Consider the following 18,439-nt stretch of genomic DNA (forward strand, 5'->3'; position numbering starts at 1 on the left):
TCAGAAGAATGTCAGACCTACCTGGAACAGCCGCTCGACATCGCGGATACGGGACTTATCCACGAGGAACAGGATCACGTGGTCATCCGGTTGGACGCGCAGGTGGTCATGGGCGATCAATACCTCGTTGTGGCGGACGATGGCGCCGATGGTGGTGCCTTCCGGCAAGGTAATCTCGTCGAGCCGTTTGCCCACCACCTTCGACGACCGATGGTCGCCATGGGCAATCGCCTCGATGGCCTCCGCTGCGCCTCTTCGAAGTGAGTGAACGTTTACGACGTCCCCTCGCCTCACGTGAGTAAGCAGGCTGCCGATAGTGGTCTGTTGCGGAGAAATGGCGACATCGATTTCCCCGCCCTGGATCAGATCCACGTAGTCGGGATTGTTGATCAGGGTCAGCACCTTGCGCACACCCAGGCGTTTGGCCAGCAGTGACGCCATGATGTTGGCTTCGTCATCGTTGGTGACCGCGCAGAAGACATCGGTACTCTCGATGTTCTCTTCCAGCAGCAGGTCCTTGTTGGCGGCGTTGCCCTGCAGCACGATCGTCTTGCGCAGGTTTTCCGACAGCATGACGCAGCGGTCCCGGTTACGTTCGATCAGTTTCACCTGGTAGCGATTTTCCAGATTATGGGCCAGACGCTGGCCGATGTTGCCGCCGCCGCAGATGAAGATGCGCTTATAGGGTTTTTCCAGGGGCTGGAGCTCGCTCATGACCGAGCGGATATGGTCGGTGCCGGCGATGAAGAACACCTCGTCGCCGTCCTCGATGACCGTATCCCCCTGGGGAATAATTGGCCGGTCCTTGCGGAAGATGGCAGCCACCCGGGTATCGATCTTGGGCATGTGAGTGCGTAGATAGGACAGCTCGTGACCGACGAGGGGCCCGCCCTTGGTCGCCTGAATCGCCACTAGCCGGGCCAGGCCCTTGGAGAATTCCAGCACCTGCAGTGCGCCGGGATACTCGATCAGCCGGGTAATATGGCGGGTGACCACCTGCTCCGGGCTGATCAGCACATCCACGGGGAATCCGTCGCTGCCGAACAGCTCCTTGCGCGCCAGATAGGCGTTGGCCCGCACGCGGCTGATCTTGGTTGGGGTCTTGAACAGCGTGTAGGCCACCTGGCAGGCCACCATGTTGGTCTCGTCGCTGTTGGTGACGGCGATCAGCATGTCGGCATCTTCGGCACCGGCCTGACGCAGCACGCTGGGGTAGGAGCCGCGGCCCTGTACCGTTCGTATATCCAGGCGATCCTGCAGTTCCCTCAGCCGCGTGCCATCACTGTCGATAATGGTGATGTCGTTGGCTTCGTTGGCCAGGTTTTCGGCAAGGGTGCCACCGACCTGACCGGCGCCCAGGATGATGATTTTCATGACGATGTGGCCTGATTCGCTGACGGGTGGTCGATCCGGGTCAGACAGGCATAGAAAAAGCCGTCGTGGGACCCGCGTTCAGGGAAAAGCTGCCGTCCGGCGCCAGTATCCAGCCCCCACGCCAGATCGGGCATGGTCAGGGCGGCGTCCGCATGCGCCTTCATAAAACGCTGGATTATACGGTGATTTTCCTGCGGGAACACCGAACAGGTGGCGTAGACCAGACGACCGCCCGGTTTGAGGGTGGTCCAGAGTTGCTCCAGCAGATTCAACTGGATGTCCGCCAGGGCAGGAATATCTTCCTCTCGCCGCAACAGTTTGATATCCGGATGGCGGCGGACTACGCCGCTGGCGCTGCAGGGTACATCGAGCAGGATGCGGTCGAACGGCTGACCGTCCCACCAGTGCTCGAGTTGCGCCGCATCGGCGGTGAGCAGTTGTGCATCGACCTGAAGGCGATCGAGGTTCTCCCGTACCCGCACCATGCGCTCGTCCGACTGGTCCAACGCGACGACCTGCAGGTCTTCGGCGGTCTCAAGGATGGCACAGGTTTTCCCGCCCGGGGCTGCGCAGGCGTCCAGTACCCGCTGTCCGGGGTGCAGGTCCAGCAGCTGGGTGCATAGCTGGGCCGCTTCGTCCTGGACGCTCACCGCACCAATATCGAAGCCGGGGAGCTGATCTACGCTGCAGGGGCGCTCGAGTTGGATACCCTGTTCGGCGAACGGCGTGGCTATCGCTGTAATGCCCACCTCACCAAGCGCTTTCAGGTAGTCCTCCCGGCTTTGCTGCCGCGCATTGACCCGAAGCGTCATGGGGCCCTGATCGTTGTTACCCTCGAGGATCGCCTGCCACCGTTCGGGCCAGTTGTGACGCAGCTTTTCGGTCATCCATTCGGGGTGGCTCAGGCGGTCAGCATCGTTGGCGGGTTCCGGTTCGCCTTCGCGTAGGGCGGCGCGCAGGATGGCATTGATCAGACCGGCCAGATGTGGCTTGCCCAGCGAACGGCCGGCTTCTACGGTCTCGTTAACCACCGCGTAATCAGCCTGACGGCTATGACGTATCTGGAACAGGGCGACCAGTATCAGCGGTACGGTTATCCGGTCGCCCTTCTTCAACGGTTTGTGCAGCCGACTTTTGAGTTCGGCATTCAGGCGGTGGTACCAACGGCAGGTGCCATAGCATAGGGCCTGCAGTTGGCTGCGCTCGCTTTCCGCCACCTGGGCGAGACCGGTGGGTAGGGCCTGGGCCAGGGATTGGCCGTCACTGACCGCCTGCAATACCTGGGCGGCCACCGCCCGCATGGGAAGACGCTGACGGGCCATTCAGTGCAGGACCTCGTCTTGCTGCAGCACCGGGCGACCGCCGTTGATCAGGTCGGCGACGGTCTGCGCCCGAGCGCCGGGCAACTGAACCTGGTGGAGCCGCAGGATACCGGACGCACAGGCGACATCGATGCCATCACGGTCCCGTTTGAGGATGGTACCCGGTTCGGCGTCACTGGACGTCTCGATGGCTTCGGCCGTATGAATGCGAATCTTCTGTTCGCCGCTCTGGGCATAGGTGCCCGGCCAGGGATTGAAGGCGCGAACCCGTCGCGCCAGGTCGACGGCTGAACCGGACCAGTTGAGATGGCCTTCCTCTTTGCTGAGCTTGTGAGCGTAGCTCGCCAGGGTATCGTCCTGCGTTTCCGCCTTGAGATTGCCCTTTCCCAACTCATCCAGGGCTGTCAGTATCGCCTGGCCGCCGAGATCCGCCAGACGGTCGTGCAGACTGCCGCCGGTATCGGTGTCGCGAATCGGTGTAGTCAGCTTCAGTAGCATATCGCCGGTATCAAGGCCGGCGTCCATCTGCATGATGGTGATACCGGTTTCCTCATCGCCGGCGGCAATGGCTCGCTGGATGGGCGCCGCACCGCGCCAGCGGGGAAGCAATGACGCATGGATGTTGAGACAACCCAGGGGCGGCACATCGAGCACTGCCTGGGGCAGGATCAGGCCATAGGCAGCAACGATCATCACCTCCGGTTTAAGCGCGGCAAGTTCAGTCTGGGCCTCTTCGGATTTCAGGGTTTGCGGTTGGAACACCGGGATATCGGCATCCAGTGCAACCTGTTTCACCGGGCTTGGAGTCAGCTTGCGACCACGGCCGGATGGCCGGTCTGGTTGGGTGTAGACGGCTACGACGTCATGGTTCTGTTGCAGGAGCGCCTTGAGTGCGACGGCTGCAAAATCCGGAGTTCCGGCGAAAACGATGCGCACGCAGCGCCTCCTTCTGTCTGATACGTCGATCTGACCGGGTAACCATTTTTCTCATCGACGTTCCGCCCATTGCTGCGCTGAAGCTTGGGTCCAAAAGCCGTATGGTCGCGACGTAAGTAAATCCTGGCCGCCGGGCGGCATAAACGAAAAGACCGGGCCTGATGCCCGGTCTCGTGTGACCAATTGTAAACCGATTGGCGCGCTTACGCCCGAATCTTGTGCTGCTTTTCCAGCTTCTTGCGAATACGCGTACGCTTCAGTGGACTGAGATAGTCCACGAACAGCTTGCCTTTCAGGTGATCCATCTCATGCTGGATACAAACCGCAAGCAGACCAGTAGCCTCCTCTTCGTAGGCCTCGCCGTCGCGACCAATGGCGCGGATCATCACATGATCCGGACGGCTCACCTCTTCATAGAAGCCCGGTACGGACAGGCAGCCTTCCTGCATATCCTGGAAATCGCCATCGAGGACTTCGATTTCAGGGTTGATGAAGACGCGCGGCTCGCTCTTGTCTTCCGACAGATCCATGACAATGATTTGCTCGTGGACGTTGACCTGGGTCGCTGCAAGGCCAATACCCGGCGCATCGTACATGGTCTCGAACATGTCATCGATCAGCTGCCGCGTCTTGTCCGTCACCTCTTTTACCGGCTTGGCAACAGTTCGCAGGCGCGGATCGGGGAATTCCAGAATCTCAAGTATCATGGGTCTCTAATTTCGTTCGTTGCACCACAGGTTGAATGGAACCGGGTTTTATAAAACACCGTGACCAAAATGCGACAGCGGTCTACGCATTTCTAACTTCATACCTACTATGATCGTGGCGCGGTCGGAAGTTTCAAGCCAACTCTAGTAATGGCGCTGATAGCCTATTATCTATCAACTCCCGGGTTGAATACAAACTGACCAGTGGAGCTCTCCAGCAATAAGTGTCAGCCGCACGCCGGGTTGTCCTGTTACGGACTGAATCCAGAATTTACTGGAAGAACAAAAGATAACATCACAAACTCCCTTACATCTTCTATAGTAGGCAATATTGTGGGCAATGGACCCCTTTACCGTAGTTGGTTGACCCTGATTTAGGGTCGCTCTCTATATAAGAAGAGGTGCCCGAGCTCCCTCGGTTAAAGTAAGCGATCAAGGATTCAGACAATGAGGAAACTGCTGTATGTTCTGACGGCTGTGATGCTGCTGATGGTGCAATGGGCACATGCGGCCGGCCCCGAATTCCGGTCGGACCACCCGGAGCGCTATACGGTCGTCAAGGGCGATACCCTCTGGGACATTTCTTCCCGTTTCCTGGATAACCCGTGGTACTGGCCGGAAATCTGGCATGTTAACCCACAGGTAGCCAACCCCCACCTGATCTACCCGGGCGATGAACTGGCCCTGGTCTACATTGATGGTGAGCGCAGGGTCACCAAGGTTGCCCGTTCTTCCAACGGCGTAACGAAACTGTCGCCGCAGGTTCGTTCCACCCCGATCGATACGCCGGTACCGGCGATTCCGCTGGATGCCATCAGCAGTTTCCTGTCGAAGACACGTATCGTGACACCGGAAGAACTGGAAGGCGCGCCGTATATTCTTGAAGGTGAAGACTCTCGCATCATTACCGGCGCCGGGGATACCGTTTATGCCCGTGGTGAGGCGGAATCCGACAAGCTCGGCGTTTTCCGCCGTGGCCAGCGTTATGTCGATCCGGACACCCAGGAGTTTTTGGGTCTGGAAGCCAAGTCCATCGGTACCGGTGAAGTAACCGATACCAACGGCGAAGTGCTGACCCTGGAACTCAAGGATACCCAGGAAGAGGTCCGCATCGGTGACCGACTGCTTGAAATAGAAGATCGCAAGATCAACACGACCTTCACACCGAGCGCACCGGATACCGAGATCGATGGCACCATGATCGCCGTGGACAATGGGGTCACCCAGATCGGCCAGTACAATGTGGTCACCGTAAACCGCGGTACCCGCGAAGGGCTGAAAGTCGGCGACGTGCTGGCGGTTTTCCAGGCGGGCAACCAGGTGCGTGACCCGTACACCAAGGAGGTCCTCCAGCTGCCGGACGAGCGTGCTGGTCTGATGATGATCTTCCAGACCTACGACAAGATCAGCTATGGCCTGATCCTCAAGGCACAGCGTGCGCTGGCTGTCGGTGACCGCGTCGGCAACCCCTGATCGGTGGTTTAGTGTACGAATAGTGTAGAATGAACGGGAGCCGGCTTAGCCGCCTCCCGTTTTTTACGATCCCGGTATCAGGACGATGCCGCACACGCTCACGGAACGAAGCATGCTCTCAACCCCAAACCGGGCATCGGTCGCCCCCGATTTCTTCGACGATCCCGACAGCCCCTGGTTATTGCTCTCACACCTTCCCGGGATCGGCGCGAATCGCTGGCAGGCGATCATCGATCATCTCCCGGATCCCCTGGAACTGCTCAGCCTCAATGCGGCCACACTCAAATCCATTGGTCTGCCGCCGCCTGCGCGCGCCAGTATCCTGGCCTGGCAACAGCACGATCTTCAGCAGGACACCTTGCAGCAGGCCAACACCACCTGGCAGAAAGTTCGCGAACAGGGTATTGAGTTGGTGCATTGGGGGCATGGGGATTATCCGTCGTTGCTCCGGGAGATCCACGCCGCTCCCCCATTACTCTACATGCGGGGCCAGCGGGAGATACTGTCCCAGCCGCAGCTGGCCATCGTCGGCAGCCGCAATGCCTCAAGGGCCGGGCTGGACCATGCGCGGCAGTTTGCCCGGGCTCTGGCCGAGCGGGGTTTCGTAATTACCAGTGGCCTGGCGCTGGGCGTCGATGGTGCCGCACACCGCGGGGCGCTGGATGCGGCCGGTCGTACCCTTGCGGTGCTGGGAACCGGTGTCGACGTTGCTTATCCGGCAGCGCACCAGTCGCTGGTTCAGGAGATTCTGGTAAACGGTGCCCTGATCTCCGAGTACCCGCCGGGATTGCCGCCGCGGCCGGGACACTTTCCGCGCCGCAACCGCATCATCAGTGGTATGAGCCGGGGGACGCTGGTGGTGGAGGCCAGTCTGCGCAGTGGTTCGTTGATTACCGCGCGCCTGGCTCTGGAACAGGGCCGGGAAGTCTTCGCCATCCCTGGTTCGATCCACAATCCCCTGGCTCGCGGCTGTCATCAGCTGATCCGTCAGGGTGCATCCCTGGTTGAATCGGTCGCGGATATCGAGGAAGAGCTTTCAGCCTGGTGGCAAGCCGATACCGATCCCCCCGAGAATTCAACTACGCCCGCCCCACCGCCTCAACCGGAGATACCTGAGCACCTTGAGGCACGGGAGCGCCAGGTCCTTGAGACCCTGGATTTCGATCCCTGCTCGACCGACGAACTCTGCGATCGTTCGGGTCTGTCGGCGGATGCGCTGATGCAATCCCTGCTGCTACTGGAAATGGAAGGCTTGGTCGCAACGGTACCGGGCGGCTACCAGCGGCTCTGACGGTCTGTTCATCACCCGACGCAGGCGCCATAATGCGGAGCCTGTATGCAGTCTGGTGGTGTTATGCGTGACGTCGAACAAACCGAGCTGGTCCGTCCCGGGTGGTGGCACGTCCACCAGGCAGCCCAGTGCCTAAAGGCGGGCGGTGTTATTGCCTATCCTACGGAAGCCGTCTGGGGGCTGGGTTGCGATCCGTGGAACGCGGAAGCCGTGGGACAGGTACTGGCCCTAAAGGACCGCCCCGAGCACAAAGGGGTTATCCTCGTGGCCGCATCGTTGGGCCAGGTTGCACACCTGTTTGATCCACTGGACCCGGCACTGCGAAAGTCAGCTGAACAGTACTGGCCGGGCCCGGTCACCTGCCTGGTACCGGATCCGGAAGAGCAAGTGCCCGAATGGATTCGCGGACGTCACAGTGCAGTTGCGGTCAGGGTCAGCGCGCATCCGTTGGTGCAGCGCCTGTGTCGGGCGTTTGGCGCGCCGATTGTCTCTACGTCCTGCAATCCTGCCGGACGGCAGCCAGCCAGGAACCCCTGGCAGGTGTCCCGTTACTTTGGCGATGCACTGGATTTTACCCTGCCGGGTCGCCTCGGGGGGCAGCGCCAGCCCAGCCGTATCATCGACCTGGTGAGCGGGCGGCGGTTGCGGTGATCACCGTGGCAGCGGCTACCAGTTTCAGAATTGCAAGTTTCCGGATCGGAGTTTGGCATGACGCCGAATAGCAACGAAGTTAAGACCTACTTACTCGCGCTGCAGGAACATATCTGCAAAACCCTGACGGAACTGGACGGACAGGCAGGGTTTGCCTCTGACGCCTGGGATCGCCCCGAAGGCGGCGGCGGCATCAGCCGGGTGATCAGTGAAGGTCGGGTTTTCGAGAAAGGCGGCGTCAATTTTTCCCATGTGATGGGTCGGCAGATGCCTCCCTCGGCGACCGCTCATCGCCCTGAACTGGCGGGCGCGCCCTGGGAAGCCATGGGTGTTTCGCTGGTCATGCACCCCAACAATCCTTATGTCCCCACCTCCCATGCCAATGTCCGCTTCTTCATTGCACGGCCGGAACACGCCGAACCGGTGTGGTGGTTCGGCGGCGGCTATGACCTGACCCCCTACTACGGTTTCAGGGAAGATTGCGTCCACTGGCATCGCACTGCCCAGCAGGCCTGTGCCCCCTTCGGCGATGAAGTCTATACCCGTTACAAACGCTGGTGTGACGAGTATTTTCATATCAAGCACCGGCATGAGCCACGGGGGGTCGGCGGCCTGTTCTACGATGATCTGAACACCGGAAACTTCGATCAGGACTTTGCCTTCATGCAAGCCGTTGGTAACAGTTACCTACCTGCCTACCAACCCATCGTCGAGCGCCGGCATGAGACGCCCTATAGCGAGCGGGAGCGTGATTTCCAGCTCTACCGCCGCGGACGCTATGTGGAATTCAACCTGGTCTACGACCGCGGCACCCTATTTGGTCTGCAGTCCGGCGGGCGTACCGAATCGATCCTCATGTCGATGCCTCCGCTAGCGCGCTGGGACTATGCACGCCACGTGGAGCCGGGTACGCCCGAGCATGAACTTACGGCGTATTACCTGACCGATCGCGATTGGCTTGACGAGAGCAGCGAAGAGCAAGATCGTTAAGATCAGGAAGCAATAAGGAATCCCGACCTATGGAAAACGATCTCTACGCTGTCGTCGGTCACCCTATCAGCCATAGCAAGTCGCCACGCATTCACAGCCTGTTTGCCGAACAGACTGGGCAGGCGCTGGAATACACGGCCATACAGGCGCCGCTCGAGGATTTTGCCGGCACGGTTAACACCTTCTTCAACCGCGGAGGTAAAGGCCTCAACGTTACGGTGCCTTTCAAGGAGGAAGCCTGGAACCTGGTGGAGGAACGCACGCCAGCGGCAGACGCCGCCGGCGCAGTAAATACCCTTTATCGGGACGACCAGCAGCGGCTCTGTGGCGACAATACCGATGGGCCGGGCCTGGTGCGGGACCTGACCGTCAATCACGGTCTCGACCTCAAGGATAAGAGCATACTGGTCCTGGGTGCAGGTGGTGCGGTGCGTGGCATACTGGCCCCACTGATCGCTCAACAGCCACTGCGGATCGTCGTCGCCAACCGGACGCCTTCCAAGGCGGAGAAACTGGCGGGATTGTTTGCGGGCCCGCTGCCGATCAGGGGGTGCGGTTTCGATGAGGTCGAAGATACTTTCGACCTCGTGATCAACGGGACCAGCGCCAGCCTGCAGGGTGATCTGCCACCGCTGTCGCCCGGCATCATCGGCCCGAAGACCGTCAGTTACGACATGATGTATGGCCCCGAGCTGACGCCGTTCAACCGTTGGGCCAGCGACCAGGGCGCAGGGCAGGTGATCGATGGACTCGGCATGCTGGTGGAGCAGGCGGCTGAATCCTTTGCGCGCTGGCGGGGCATCCGACCGGATACGTCCCTTGTAATGGAAGCCCTGCGCGACCGGGTGGGATAGCCGCAGTTGGCTTCGTTTCTCTTCCTCCAGGGGGTGAAGCCCCCTGAGGGAGAGGTGGGGCTAAGCTTAAGAATTCCCCCGCACCGATCCGCCCTTGTCCAGCTTTTGAAAAATCCCTACCAATCAGGTGCTTTTCGCAACATCGCCTTAACGCTTGGTTACAGCCCCGAGGGTACTATTTAGGCTATTCTCTGGGAGGCTAACCGGAAACCTTCGTCGTTCGGAGGGGTTCCCGTCGATTCCGGCTGTCCAGAGAGCGGACGGTCCGACTTTTGATAAGGCATTCCATGGATATCCTGACCCTAGTCGGTCTGATCGCGGGCATTGCGATCGTGACCGTTGCGATGCTTGCAGATGCCACGCTGGCGACGTTCCTCAATATCCCGGGACTGATGATCGTACTGGGCGGCACCTTTGCCGTAACGCTGATCAAATTCCGGCTACGTTCGGTGACCGGTTCCTTCCGCCTGGCCTTGAGCACCGTCTTTCGCGAAAACAGTGATCGCCCCCTGGAGTTGATCCGCAATGTGGGTGAACTGGCGCGGGTCGTGCGCAAGGAAGGTATCCTTGGGCTGGAATCCCATGAGACCGGCAACGATTTCCTGCGCAAAGCCATCAACCTGTGCGTGGATGGCCACCCTCCGGAACTGATCGAAGAAGCCTTGCTGGAAGATATGCAGCAGCGCATGGAGCGCTACGATGTGGCTGAGCGTATCTTCCGTGGTATCGGCGAAGCAGCGCCGGCCATCGGTATGCTTGGTACCCTGGTCGGCCTGGTGCAGATGCTCAACACCCTCGATGATCCGTCGTCCATCGGTCCTGCCATGGCCATCGCGCTGCTGACCACGCTTTACGGGGCCTTTATCGCCCAGCTGATTGCCCTGCCCCTGGCGGACAAGATCCAGCTCAAGGCCGAGGACGAGCAGCGCAACATGACACTGATCATCACCAGTATCCAGAACATCATGAAAGGTCAGAATCCCCGGGTCATTACCGAATTACTATCGGCCTATATCACTCCGGAGCAGCACCAGGCATTGGTGCGTGAGCGGGAGGCCTGAGCCGGATGGCGGTTGCCCGTATCCAGCGTAAGCGCAAGAAACCGGAAGGCGCACCCAACTGGATCGTCACCTTTGCCGATTTGGCGACACTGCTGCTGACGTTCTTTATCCTGTTGCTCTCCTACTCGAAAATGGATGTGGACAAGTACAAGTCCATGGCCGCGTCGCTGGCGGGCGCCTTCGGCACGAGCGTTATCCAGGACGACGCCGTGGGCGGTAGTCCATTGACCCTGATCGAGAGCGAGACGCCGCCGCCGGTTGCTGCGGATACCCCTGCGGCACTACCGCCAAACCAACCCGAGCTGATCGATGACAGTCCGCAGGGCGGCGGCACGATCACCGAAGTTCCCGCCGGCATCACGCAACTGGCTACTCAGTTGATTCGCGAACTCGAAGCCGAGGTGGCCAGCGGTGCCATGAACGTCCAGTACGATACCGAGCATGTCATTATCCGTTTCGCGGAGGACGCCACCTTCCAGTCCGGAAGCGCCGAACTCAAGCCAGAAATGCGGCCGATCATCGAGCGGGTGGTGGACGTGCTGGCGGAATGCCAGGGGGACGTGGTGGTATCCGGTTATACCGACAATAAGCCTATTGTAAGCAGTCGCTATCGATCCAATTGGGACCTGTCGGCGGCCCGGGCCGTTTCCGTCGTCCACGAATTGGTGATGAATCGCAAGGTATCGGCGGAGCGGGTGGTGGCTGCAGGCCGGGCCGAAACCAACCCGCTGGTACCCAATACCTCGGCAGCAAACCGGGCCCGTAACCGACGTGTGGAAATTACCGTGCGCGATCCGCAATGTACCGGTATTGCGGCTTCGGCCGCCATGCCCGTTGAGATCTTTCCCTGACGACGGTGCCCGTGCTTATGACCGGCGGCTAGGGCGTCATGCGGTATTCATATAACGCTTGGGCAGCAAGATCGTTATACTTATGCCCCTTCAGGGCAGCCGCGCTGGCGGTGACATGACCATAACCAACGTAAAATGCGCTTTGATGCGCTTCGATGAGGGCAGCTATGAGTGGACCGGACAAGCCGAAGGTCATCGGGGAGGAGTGGAGCGATGAGCGGGTCAAGAGCTTTCTGTTCATCACCCCTTATGACAGTAAACTGAACCCGGACTATCAGGTACTGCTCAAGGCTTACCAGGCAATGCGTGCCAGTGACTTCGAACGTTTCCTGGGATTTTTCACCGAAGCGGGCCGTGACCTGAATGCCACCAACGAACTGGGCCAGACGATCCTGGACCATATTTCCGAGCACCGTCGCAGCGTCGACTATATCGCTGCATTGCAGACGTTCGGGGCGAAAAGGGCGGCGGAAGCCCAGGGCTGATGCTCCAGCGCTCCCGCCGGTTGCGGAGGCGAGGTCGAGGCCTGGGTTAGTGGACTTCGACCTCGATGGAACGCGGCTGGGCCGGTTCCACTTTCTTCAGGGTCAGTACCAGGACCCCATCCTTGAAAGCTGCGTTGATATCATTTTCCGAGACATTGTCCGGCAGGGTGAATCGGCGCATGAATGAACCGTACACCCTTTCGACACGGTGATTCTTCTCGTCACCGCTCTCTTCCTGTTTCTTGCGCTCACCTTGTAGGGTCAGCACGCCATCATGCACGGTCACCTTGACGTCTTCTTTCTGGATACCCGGCAACTCCGCATGGATTTCGAAGGCTTCTGCGGTCTCCCGGATGTCGACGGCCGGTGCCCAATCGCTGCGGCGAAACAGGTCGCGGTTTTCATTGCCGCTGCGCGTACTCGGCAGACCGAAATGTCGATTGTAGCGTTCCAGCAAATCCTCGAACTCGTTAATCGGGTTCCAACGTGTAAGATTGCTCATGTGAGTGTCCTCCAAACGAACCTGAGATCAGTTTGTGCGTTCACCCGGCGACCGGGCCACGCGACGACATCAGCTCCGTTCAAGGAAGATCCCGACACAGTGGCGCCTACTGGCTGGGTATTCCTGAACTGGCTATTTTCGTATGTAGGTCCAGCCCGATAAATTTCAAGCGCTCTTTTTTTCGACGATTTGGTTCATAGCCTTGAGCGGCTTATAACCACTTCAACCTTCCGCATCGGTGGCCTCTACCCGATACTCATCCTTGAGTTTGACGTAGTTACCCGCCGTGTAGGTAAAGAAGCTGCGCTCCTTGTCGGTTAGCGCGCGGGCCTGCTTGCACGGACTGCCGACATAGAGGTAGCCCGACTCCAGTGTCTTGCCCGGCGGCACCAGGCAGCCGGCGGCAACGATGACATCGTCCTCGACCACGGCGCCGTCCATGATGATCGAACCCATGCCCACCAGTACGCGACTGCCCACGGTGCAGCCATGCAGCAGGGCCTTGTGGCCGATGGTGACGTCGTCGCCGATGATCAGCGGCCAGCCTTCGGGGTTGTAGTCACTGGCATGGGTGATGTGCAGTACCGAACCGTCCTGCACCGAGCAACGTGCACCAATGCGGATGCGGTGCATATCGCCACGGATGACGGTCAGCGGCCAGACGGAACAGTCGTCCCCCAGCTCCACGTCACCGATGACCTGTGCGCTGGGATCGATCCATACGCGGTCGCCGGTTTTTGGGGTGTAGCCCTTGTGAGAACGTAAACGCGCCATTACATACTCCTTACTTGATAAGCTTTTCTGGATCTGTGACGTACCATAGGAAAGAGTATGGCATAGGCGAAAGAGGCCCTTGCCCGTTTCCATTCGATCGACAACGTCTGATCCGCATTCCGTACTGCACGACATAGCCGATCTCATTGAGAGGAAGAAAGGAGTCCCATGAACAATCCGCTGCTGACTGATGACCTGTTGCCCCGGTTCGAACACATCCGGATCGAACACATGGAACCGGCCATCGACCAGATCCTCAGTGATAACCGGATGCAGATCCAGAACCTGGCCAGCCAGGAACAGCCAACGTGGGACACCCTGGCCCAGCCGATGCAGGCGCTGGACGACCGCCTGAGCCGGGCCTGGTCGGTCATTTCCCACTTGAATGGCGTCATGAACAACGACGAACTGCGCCAAGTCTACAAGCGGTGCCTGGACAAGCTCACCGAATACGGCACCGAGATCAGCCAGAACACGGAACTGTGCGACGCCTACAGGAAAATCCGGGAGCATGAGGATTTCGAGTCGCTGACCGAGGAGCAGCAGAAGGCGATCAACAACACACTGCGTGATTTTCACCTGGGTGGCGTCGACCTGCCCCAGGACGAGAAGAAGCAGTATGCCGAACTGTCCATGGAGCTGGCCGAGCTGACTAACCGCTTCAGCGATAACGTGCTCGACGCGACCGACCACTGGTTCAAGCACATTACCGATGCTGCGGAACTCAAGGGGCTGCCGGAAACGGCTCTCGAAGGCGCGCGCCAGGCTGCGAAGCAGCGGGATCTCGAGGGCTATGTCATCACCCTGCAGTTCCCCAGTTTCCAGCCGGTCATGACCTACTGCGAGAACCGGGAACTGCGTCGGGAAGTCTACGAGGCCTTCGTGACACGCGCGTCGGATGTGGGGCCTAACGGCGGTGAGTGGGACAACACCCCGATCATGGCGGAAATCCTCAAGCGTCGGCACCAGCAATCAGAGCTGCTGGGTTTCGCGAACTACGCCGAGCGTTCGCTCGCCACCAAGATGGCGCGCAGCGTCGACGAGGTGATGCACTTCCTCGACGAGCTGGCGGCCAAGTCCCGCCCGGTGGCACAGCAGGAATACCGCGAGCTACAGGATTTCGCCAGGGACCAGCATGGCGTTGACACGCTGGAAGCCTGGGATCTGGGTTTCTATGGCGAGAAAATGCGTCAGGCGAAGTACGATATCTCACCGGAAACCCTGCGCCCCTGGTTCCCGGTAAACACGGTAGTGGACGGTCTGTTCCGGGTTACCGAACGCCTGTTCGACCTGACGATCGAGGCGGACGAGAGCGTCGAGACCTGGCACCCGGACGCCACCGCCTATCGCATCAGCCGCGACGGCGAGACTATCGCCTGGTTCTACCTCGATCTATACGCCCGCAAGGGCAAGCGCGGTGGTGCCTGGATGGCGGACTGCCGGGTGCGCTGGCGTAACCTGCGGGGCGGCCTGCAGTTGCCGGTGGCCTTCCTCACCTGTAACTTCACACCGCCTGTGGACGACAAGCCGGCGCTGTTGACCCACGACGAGGTCACCACCCTGTTCCACGAATTCGGCCATGGCCTGCACCACATGCTGACCAAGGTCGAGGTGGCTGATGTGTCCGGCATCAACGGCGTCGCCTGGGACGCGGTGGAACTGCCCAGTCAGTTCCTGGAAAACTGGTGCTGGAACCCGGAATCCCTGAACCTGATTGCCCGTCACCACGAAACCGGCGAACCCCTGCCCCAGGATCTGCTCGACAAGTTGCTGGCAGCGAAAAACTTCCAGTCCGGTATGCAAATGGTTCGACAGCTGGAGTTTTCCATTTTCGATTTCCGCCTGCATTCGGAATTCCAGCCGGGCTCACCGGTCAATCCGCTGGAGATGTTCCGTAAGGTGCGTGAGGAAATCGCCGTGACGGAGACACCGGAATTCAACCGCTTCCCTAACAGCTTCTCCCACATTTTCGCCGGAGGCTACGCGGCAGGCTACTACAGCTATAAGTGGGCGGAAGTGCTGGCGGCGGACGCCTTCTCCCTGTTCGAGGAGCGGGGCATCTTCGATGAGGTGGCCGGCAAAGCCTTCCTGGAAAACATCCTCGAACGCGGCGGCTCGCGCGAGCCGATGGAGCTGTTCAAGGCCTTCCGCGGCCGCGAGCCCGAAGTCGACGCCCTGCTGCGCCAAAGCGGTATCACTGCGGATGCTGCCTGAATAGCAGGCGAATAACGGGGCGGCTCAGACCGCCCCGAACACTGATGTGGAGAGCCGATGGCTACACCGAAACGATTCATCGCCGGCGCGGTCTGCCCCCGCTGCGGCGAGATGGACAAACTGATGATGCAGCAGACCGAGGAAGGGCAGTTCAGGGAGTGTGTCGCCTGCGGCTTTGAAGATGCGCAGACCCCGGACGGGCAGCCGATCGGAGAGCTGGAAACGCGAGTCAACAAGCGCGACAACAAGGACGATCACACGGTGAAGCAGGTCGTGTTCTTCAAGTCAGCAGCCGATGAGGATGAGTAGGCGAGTTATCGCGAGCATGTAGCCGACGCTTCAGCTTCGGAGGACCCGTCAGGGTCCCGGGGATCTATCGGCAAGCCTACGGCCTGCTCGGAAGCTGAAGAGGGTGTTGCAGAAGTAGCCGTATCTCCAAAGTACCGGCATAAACTCCCTCTCCCCTCGCGGGAGAGGGCCGGGGAGAGGGGGTAGCGCCGTCAGACGCTCATCGTTGCCAGAGCCGACTTCGAGCGAGGCTTTGCCTCGTCCCCCTCTCTCCAAACCTCTCTCCCGCCAGGGGAGAGAGGCTTAAAGCCGCAAGCTTTTGCAACACCCCTCTAAAGCGTCCGCTACATTTCCAGCGGTACCTGCTTTTACAACGTCATCGCCGCAATCCAGCCAAACACCAACAACGGCAGGTTATAGTGCAGGAACGTTGGCACCACCGTATCCCAGATGTGGTTATGCTGTCCGTCCGCATTCAACCCGGCGGTGGGCCCCAACGTGGAATCCGAAGCCGGCGAACCTGCATCCCCCAGCGCCCCCGCCGTGCCCACCAAGGCGACGATAGCCAGCGGGCTGAACCCGAGTTGTAGCGCCAGTGGTACATAGATGGCCGCGATAATCGGAATGGTGGAAAAGGACGAGCCAATGCCCATTGTAATCAGTAGCCCCACCACGAGCATCAGCAGCGCCGCCAGGGCCTGATTGTCCCCAATTGCACCGACGGAGCTTTCCACCAGGGTGTTGATCTCGCCGGTCTCGCGCATCACCTCGGCAAAGCCAGACGCGGCGATCATGATGAAGCCGATCATCGCCAGCATCTTCATACCTTCGGTGAACAGGTCGTCGGCTTCCTTCCACTTCACGACACCGGAAACGTTGAACAGCACGAAGCCCGCCAGCGCACCGAGGATCATGGAATCCAACGTCAGTTGCACCACGAACGCAACCACGATGGCTGCCAATGCCATGATCAGCGTCCACTTGCTGTACTTGATATCCACGCGCTCCGTGCGCTCAATCGCGGCCAGGTCGTAATCCCGTCCGCCCTGGTAGCTGAAGAAGACGGCCACCAGCAGGCCGATCAACATACCCAGGGCCGGCAATGCCATAGCGGACATGACGTTGAGGCCATCGACTGCGACACCGTTGGTTTCCACCTTGGCCAGCAGGATCTCGTTGAGGTAGATACCGCCGAAACCCACCGGCAGGAACATATACGGGGTAATCAGCCCGAAGGTCAGCACGCAGGCAACGAGCCGGCGGTCCAGACGCAGTTTGGCCATCACGTAAAGCAGCGGCGGTACCACCAGTGGAATGAAGGCGATGTGGATCGGCAGGATATTCTGGGACGAGATGGCGATAGCCAGTAGCAGGCCGATCATCAGGAACTTGATGGCGCCTCCGCCCGTATTCCCATCGTCCTGACGGCCCACCATAGCCAGCGCCTTGTCCGCCAGGGCGTGGGCAAGGCCGGATTTGCCGATGGCCACGGCGAAGGCACCCAGGGTGGCGTACGACAACGCGACCGTCGCGCCGCCGCCAAGACCGTTATTGAAGGCTGCAATCGTGGCTTCCAGTGAGAGGCCGCTAACCAGGCCACCAGCAACGGCGCCGATAATCAGGGCAACAACGACGTGAATGCGGCACAGGCTCAGGATGAGCATGAGGCCGACGGCGGCAACAACAGCGTTCATGGAGCTTTCCTCGGGGTGTTCCAGAAAAGCGCGCTAATGTGCAGGAAACGACCGGCGTAGTCAAAGCGAATGGGTATGCCGCTCCATACATCCCGAGCGGGACGCGTATAGAGGTCCGGCGCGTCAGCCGACGTAGCTGAACCGCGGCACGCTTTCACCGGCGACATCGACGGTTTCGCGGAACATGCTCAGGGGTCGCACCCACAGGCCCTGGTCGCCATAGAGGGGGCGGTAGACCACCAGTTCCTCCTCGGTTTCGCTATGGCGAGCCACGCCGATGACTTCGTAGTCCTTGCCTTTGTAATGGCGGTACCGGCCGGGTTTCAGGGGCTGGGTCATGGTGGTGTCCGTCCCGTTCGAATCGAAGATGGCTTACTGAACGCCTGCGGTGTGAGGATAGCGACCTCACATGTCGACGCCGCGGAACGGGCGTCGGTCCTGTCAATGATACGCCCGGTAGGGTTCCGGACTCTACAGGACCGGGGCGTCCCTGACCGCCGATGCGGTCCTCTACGCAACCAGGACCGCTGGGCGAAAGCGTGGGATCGTCCAGCGGCCTGATGGCATGCGCCCGGTTCAGGGCCTAGGAGTGCAGTTTGTAGCGCCCGGGGCCCAGGAATACCAGTGCCAGCGCAATAAACAGGAAGAAACCCTGCAGTTCCAGAGCCCAGCCGCCGGACCGGCTCAGGGACATCAATTCGTGGGTATGGACCAGCGCGATGGCGACGATCATGTTGATCACCACGATCAGTGCACCGATTCGGGTCTGGTAGCCGAGGATGATCATCAGCGGCGCCAGCAACTCACCGATATACACCCCATAGGCGAGAAATGTTGGCAGGCCATGGCTGGCCAGTTGCGACTCGACAAAGCCGACGCCATGGAACAGCTTGGCGATCCCGTGAAACAACAACAGACCACCCAGCGTAAGGCGGATGATCAGTTTACCGAGGTCTGCATTTTCCAGCATTG

The 18,439-nt window shown here is 60.0% G+C and carries 19 protein-coding genes; 10 read left to right on the plus strand and 9 right to left on the minus strand.

Going from position 1 to position 18,439, the window contains the following annotated elements:
* The 4 genes from trkA to def form a co-directional block, all read right to left on the minus strand.
* Positions 1-1,374 (minus strand): Trk system potassium transporter TrkA, encoded by a 1,374-nt coding sequence (gene trkA / locus RE428_RS00060; RefSeq protein ID WP_004579600.1) that lies wholly within the window; start codon positions 1,372-1,374, stop codon positions 1-3.
* A complete protein-coding gene (gene rsmB, locus RE428_RS00065) occupies positions 1,371-2,696 on the minus strand; it encodes a 16S rRNA (cytosine(967)-C(5))-methyltransferase RsmB (RefSeq protein WP_004579599.1) in 1,326 nt (441 codons plus the stop codon). The genes trkA and rsmB overlap by 4 nt, the downstream gene beginning before the upstream one ends.
* Complete coding sequence (gene fmt / locus RE428_RS00070) at positions 2,697-3,632, minus strand: methionyl-tRNA formyltransferase (protein WP_004579598.1); 936 nt, start codon at positions 3,630-3,632, stop codon at positions 2,697-2,699.
* Positions 3,633-3,835: 203 nt separating this feature from the next.
* Complete coding sequence (def, locus tag RE428_RS00075) at positions 3,836-4,339, minus strand: peptide deformylase (RefSeq protein WP_004579597.1); 504 nt, start codon at positions 4,337-4,339, stop codon at positions 3,836-3,838.
* Positions 4,340-4,786: 447 nt separating this feature from the next.
* Here def and RE428_RS00080 point away from each other — a divergent pair, with 447 nt between their 5' ends.
* The 8 genes from RE428_RS00080 (at position 4,787) to RE428_RS00115 (ending at position 11,995) form a co-directional block, all read left to right on the plus strand.
* Positions 4,787-5,812: a LysM peptidoglycan-binding domain-containing protein gene (locus RE428_RS00080; RefSeq protein ID WP_004579596.1), complete on the plus strand. Its 1,026-nt coding sequence runs from the start codon at positions 4,787-4,789 to the stop codon at positions 5,810-5,812.
* Between the two features lie 112 nt (positions 5,813-5,924).
* Complete coding sequence (dprA, locus tag RE428_RS00085) at positions 5,925-7,103, plus strand: DNA-processing protein DprA (RefSeq protein ID WP_004579595.1); 1,179 nt, start codon at positions 5,925-5,927, stop codon at positions 7,101-7,103.
* Positions 7,104-7,166: 63 nt separating this feature from the next.
* Positions 7,167-7,754: an L-threonylcarbamoyladenylate synthase type 1 TsaC gene (gene tsaC / locus RE428_RS00090; RefSeq protein ID WP_051079825.1), complete on the plus strand. Its 588-nt coding sequence runs from the start codon at positions 7,167-7,169 to the stop codon at positions 7,752-7,754.
* Between the two features lie 57 nt (positions 7,755-7,811).
* Positions 7,812-8,744, plus strand: coding sequence for an oxygen-dependent coproporphyrinogen oxidase (gene hemF, locus RE428_RS00095; protein WP_004579593.1), 933 nt, complete (start codon positions 7,812-7,814; stop codon positions 8,742-8,744).
* 29 nt (positions 8,745-8,773) lie between these two features.
* Entirely contained in the window at positions 8,774-9,598 is an 825-nt protein-coding gene (aroE, locus tag RE428_RS00100) for a shikimate dehydrogenase (protein ID WP_004579592.1), read from the plus strand.
* Positions 9,599-9,885: 287 nt separating this feature from the next.
* Positions 9,886-10,659 (plus strand): motility protein A, encoded by a 774-nt coding sequence (locus tag RE428_RS00105; RefSeq protein ID WP_004579591.1) that lies wholly within the window; start codon positions 9,886-9,888, stop codon positions 10,657-10,659.
* A 5-nt stretch (positions 10,660-10,664) separates the two neighbouring features.
* Positions 10,665-11,510 carry a flagellar motor protein MotB gene (locus RE428_RS00110; RefSeq protein WP_004579590.1) on the plus strand — a complete coding sequence of 282 codons (846 nt, stop codon included), beginning with the start codon at positions 10,665-10,667 and terminating at the stop codon, positions 11,508-11,510.
* A gap of 167 nt (positions 11,511-11,677) precedes the next feature.
* Positions 11,678-11,995, plus strand: a complete 318-nt coding sequence (locus RE428_RS00115; protein WP_004579589.1) for a PA4642 family protein — start codon at positions 11,678-11,680, stop codon at positions 11,993-11,995.
* Positions 11,996-12,041: 46 nt separating this feature from the next.
* Here RE428_RS00115 and RE428_RS00120 read toward each other — a convergent pair whose 3' ends face one another.
* Positions 12,042-12,497, minus strand: coding sequence for an Hsp20/alpha crystallin family protein (locus RE428_RS00120; RefSeq protein WP_004579588.1), 456 nt, complete (start codon positions 12,495-12,497; stop codon positions 12,042-12,044).
* Positions 12,498-12,719: 222 nt separating this feature from the next.
* Positions 12,720-13,271 carry a gamma carbonic anhydrase family protein gene (locus RE428_RS00125; RefSeq protein WP_004579587.1) on the minus strand — a complete coding sequence of 184 codons (552 nt, stop codon included), beginning with the start codon at positions 13,269-13,271 and terminating at the stop codon, positions 12,720-12,722.
* A gap of 168 nt (positions 13,272-13,439) precedes the next feature.
* Between RE428_RS00125 and prlC the strand changes: the two genes are divergently transcribed.
* Positions 13,440-15,485: an oligopeptidase A gene (prlC, locus tag RE428_RS00130; RefSeq protein WP_004579586.1), complete on the plus strand. Its 2,046-nt coding sequence runs from the start codon at positions 13,440-13,442 to the stop codon at positions 15,483-15,485.
* A 57-nt stretch (positions 15,486-15,542) separates the two neighbouring features.
* The gene (locus RE428_RS00135) at positions 15,543-15,794 is read left to right on the plus strand and encodes a YheV family putative zinc ribbon protein (RefSeq protein WP_004579585.1); all 252 of its coding nucleotides are present in this window, start codon (positions 15,543-15,545) and stop codon (positions 15,792-15,794) included.
* Positions 15,795-16,141: 347 nt separating this feature from the next.
* Here the strand turns inward: RE428_RS00135 and RE428_RS00140 are convergent, their stop codons facing one another.
* The 3 genes from RE428_RS00140 to RE428_RS00150 form a co-directional block, all read right to left on the minus strand.
* Entirely contained in the window at positions 16,142-17,467 is a 1,326-nt protein-coding gene (locus RE428_RS00140) for a Na+/H+ antiporter family protein (protein WP_004579584.1), read from the minus strand.
* Between the two features lie 123 nt (positions 17,468-17,590).
* Entirely contained in the window at positions 17,591-17,806 is a 216-nt protein-coding gene (locus tag RE428_RS00145; RefSeq protein ID WP_004579583.1) for a DUF1653 domain-containing protein, read from the minus strand.
* Between the two features lie 244 nt (positions 17,807-18,050).
* Positions 18,051-18,437, minus strand: coding sequence for a DoxX family protein (locus RE428_RS00150; protein ID WP_004579582.1), 387 nt, complete (start codon positions 18,435-18,437; stop codon positions 18,051-18,053).
* Positions 18,438-18,439: the final 2 nt, after the last annotated feature.

Source organism: Marinobacter nanhaiticus D15-8W (genome assembly GCF_036511935.1).
GTDB classification, from domain to species: domain Bacteria; phylum Pseudomonadota; class Gammaproteobacteria; order Pseudomonadales; family Oleiphilaceae; genus Marinobacter_A; species Marinobacter_A nanhaiticus.

Excerpts from the sequence above, each read along its gene's own strand:
- RE428_RS00140 (WP_004579584.1), bottom strand. The coding sequence starts at position 17,467 with ATGAACGCTGTTGTTGCCGCCGTCGGCCTCATGCTCATCCTGAGCCTG.
- RE428_RS00080 (WP_004579596.1), top strand. The coding sequence starts at position 4,787 with ATGAGGAAACTGCTGTATGTTCTGACGGCTGTGATGCTGCTGATGGTG.
- def (WP_004579597.1), bottom strand. The coding sequence starts at position 4,339 with ATGATACTTGAGATTCTGGAATTCCCCGATCCGCGCCTGCGAACTGTT.
- RE428_RS00125 (WP_004579587.1), bottom strand. The coding sequence starts at position 13,271 with ATGGCGCGTTTACGTTCTCACAAGGGCTACACCCCAAAAACCGGCGAC.
- rsmB (WP_004579599.1), bottom strand. The coding sequence starts at position 2,696 with ATGGCCCGTCAGCGTCTTCCCATGCGGGCGGTGGCCGCCCAGGTATTG.
- RE428_RS00145 (WP_004579583.1), bottom strand. The coding sequence starts at position 17,806 with ATGACCCAGCCCCTGAAACCCGGCCGGTACCGCCATTACAAAGGCAAG.
- hemF (WP_004579593.1), top strand. The coding sequence starts at position 7,812 with ATGACGCCGAATAGCAACGAAGTTAAGACCTACTTACTCGCGCTGCAG.
- RE428_RS00115 (WP_004579589.1), top strand. The coding sequence starts at position 11,678 with ATGAGTGGACCGGACAAGCCGAAGGTCATCGGGGAGGAGTGGAGCGAT.
- trkA (WP_004579600.1), bottom strand. The coding sequence starts at position 1,374 with ATGAAAATCATCATCCTGGGCGCCGGTCAGGTCGGTGGCACCCTTGCC.
- prlC (WP_004579586.1), top strand. The coding sequence starts at position 13,440 with ATGAACAATCCGCTGCTGACTGATGACCTGTTGCCCCGGTTCGAACAC.
- tsaC (WP_051079825.1), top strand. The coding sequence starts at position 7,167 with ATGCGTGACGTCGAACAAACCGAGCTGGTCCGTCCCGGGTGGTGGCAC.
- RE428_RS00105 (WP_004579591.1), top strand. The coding sequence starts at position 9,886 with ATGGATATCCTGACCCTAGTCGGTCTGATCGCGGGCATTGCGATCGTG.
- aroE (WP_004579592.1), top strand. The coding sequence starts at position 8,774 with ATGGAAAACGATCTCTACGCTGTCGTCGGTCACCCTATCAGCCATAGC.
- RE428_RS00110 (WP_004579590.1), top strand. The coding sequence starts at position 10,665 with ATGGCGGTTGCCCGTATCCAGCGTAAGCGCAAGAAACCGGAAGGCGCA.
- RE428_RS00150 (WP_004579582.1), bottom strand. The coding sequence starts at position 18,437 with ATGCTGGAAAATGCAGACCTCGGTAAACTGATCATCCGCCTTACGCTG.
- dprA (WP_004579595.1), top strand. The coding sequence starts at position 5,925 with ATGCTCTCAACCCCAAACCGGGCATCGGTCGCCCCCGATTTCTTCGAC.
- RE428_RS00120 (WP_004579588.1), bottom strand. The coding sequence starts at position 12,497 with ATGAGCAATCTTACACGTTGGAACCCGATTAACGAGTTCGAGGATTTG.
- RE428_RS00135 (WP_004579585.1), top strand. The coding sequence starts at position 15,543 with ATGGCTACACCGAAACGATTCATCGCCGGCGCGGTCTGCCCCCGCTGC.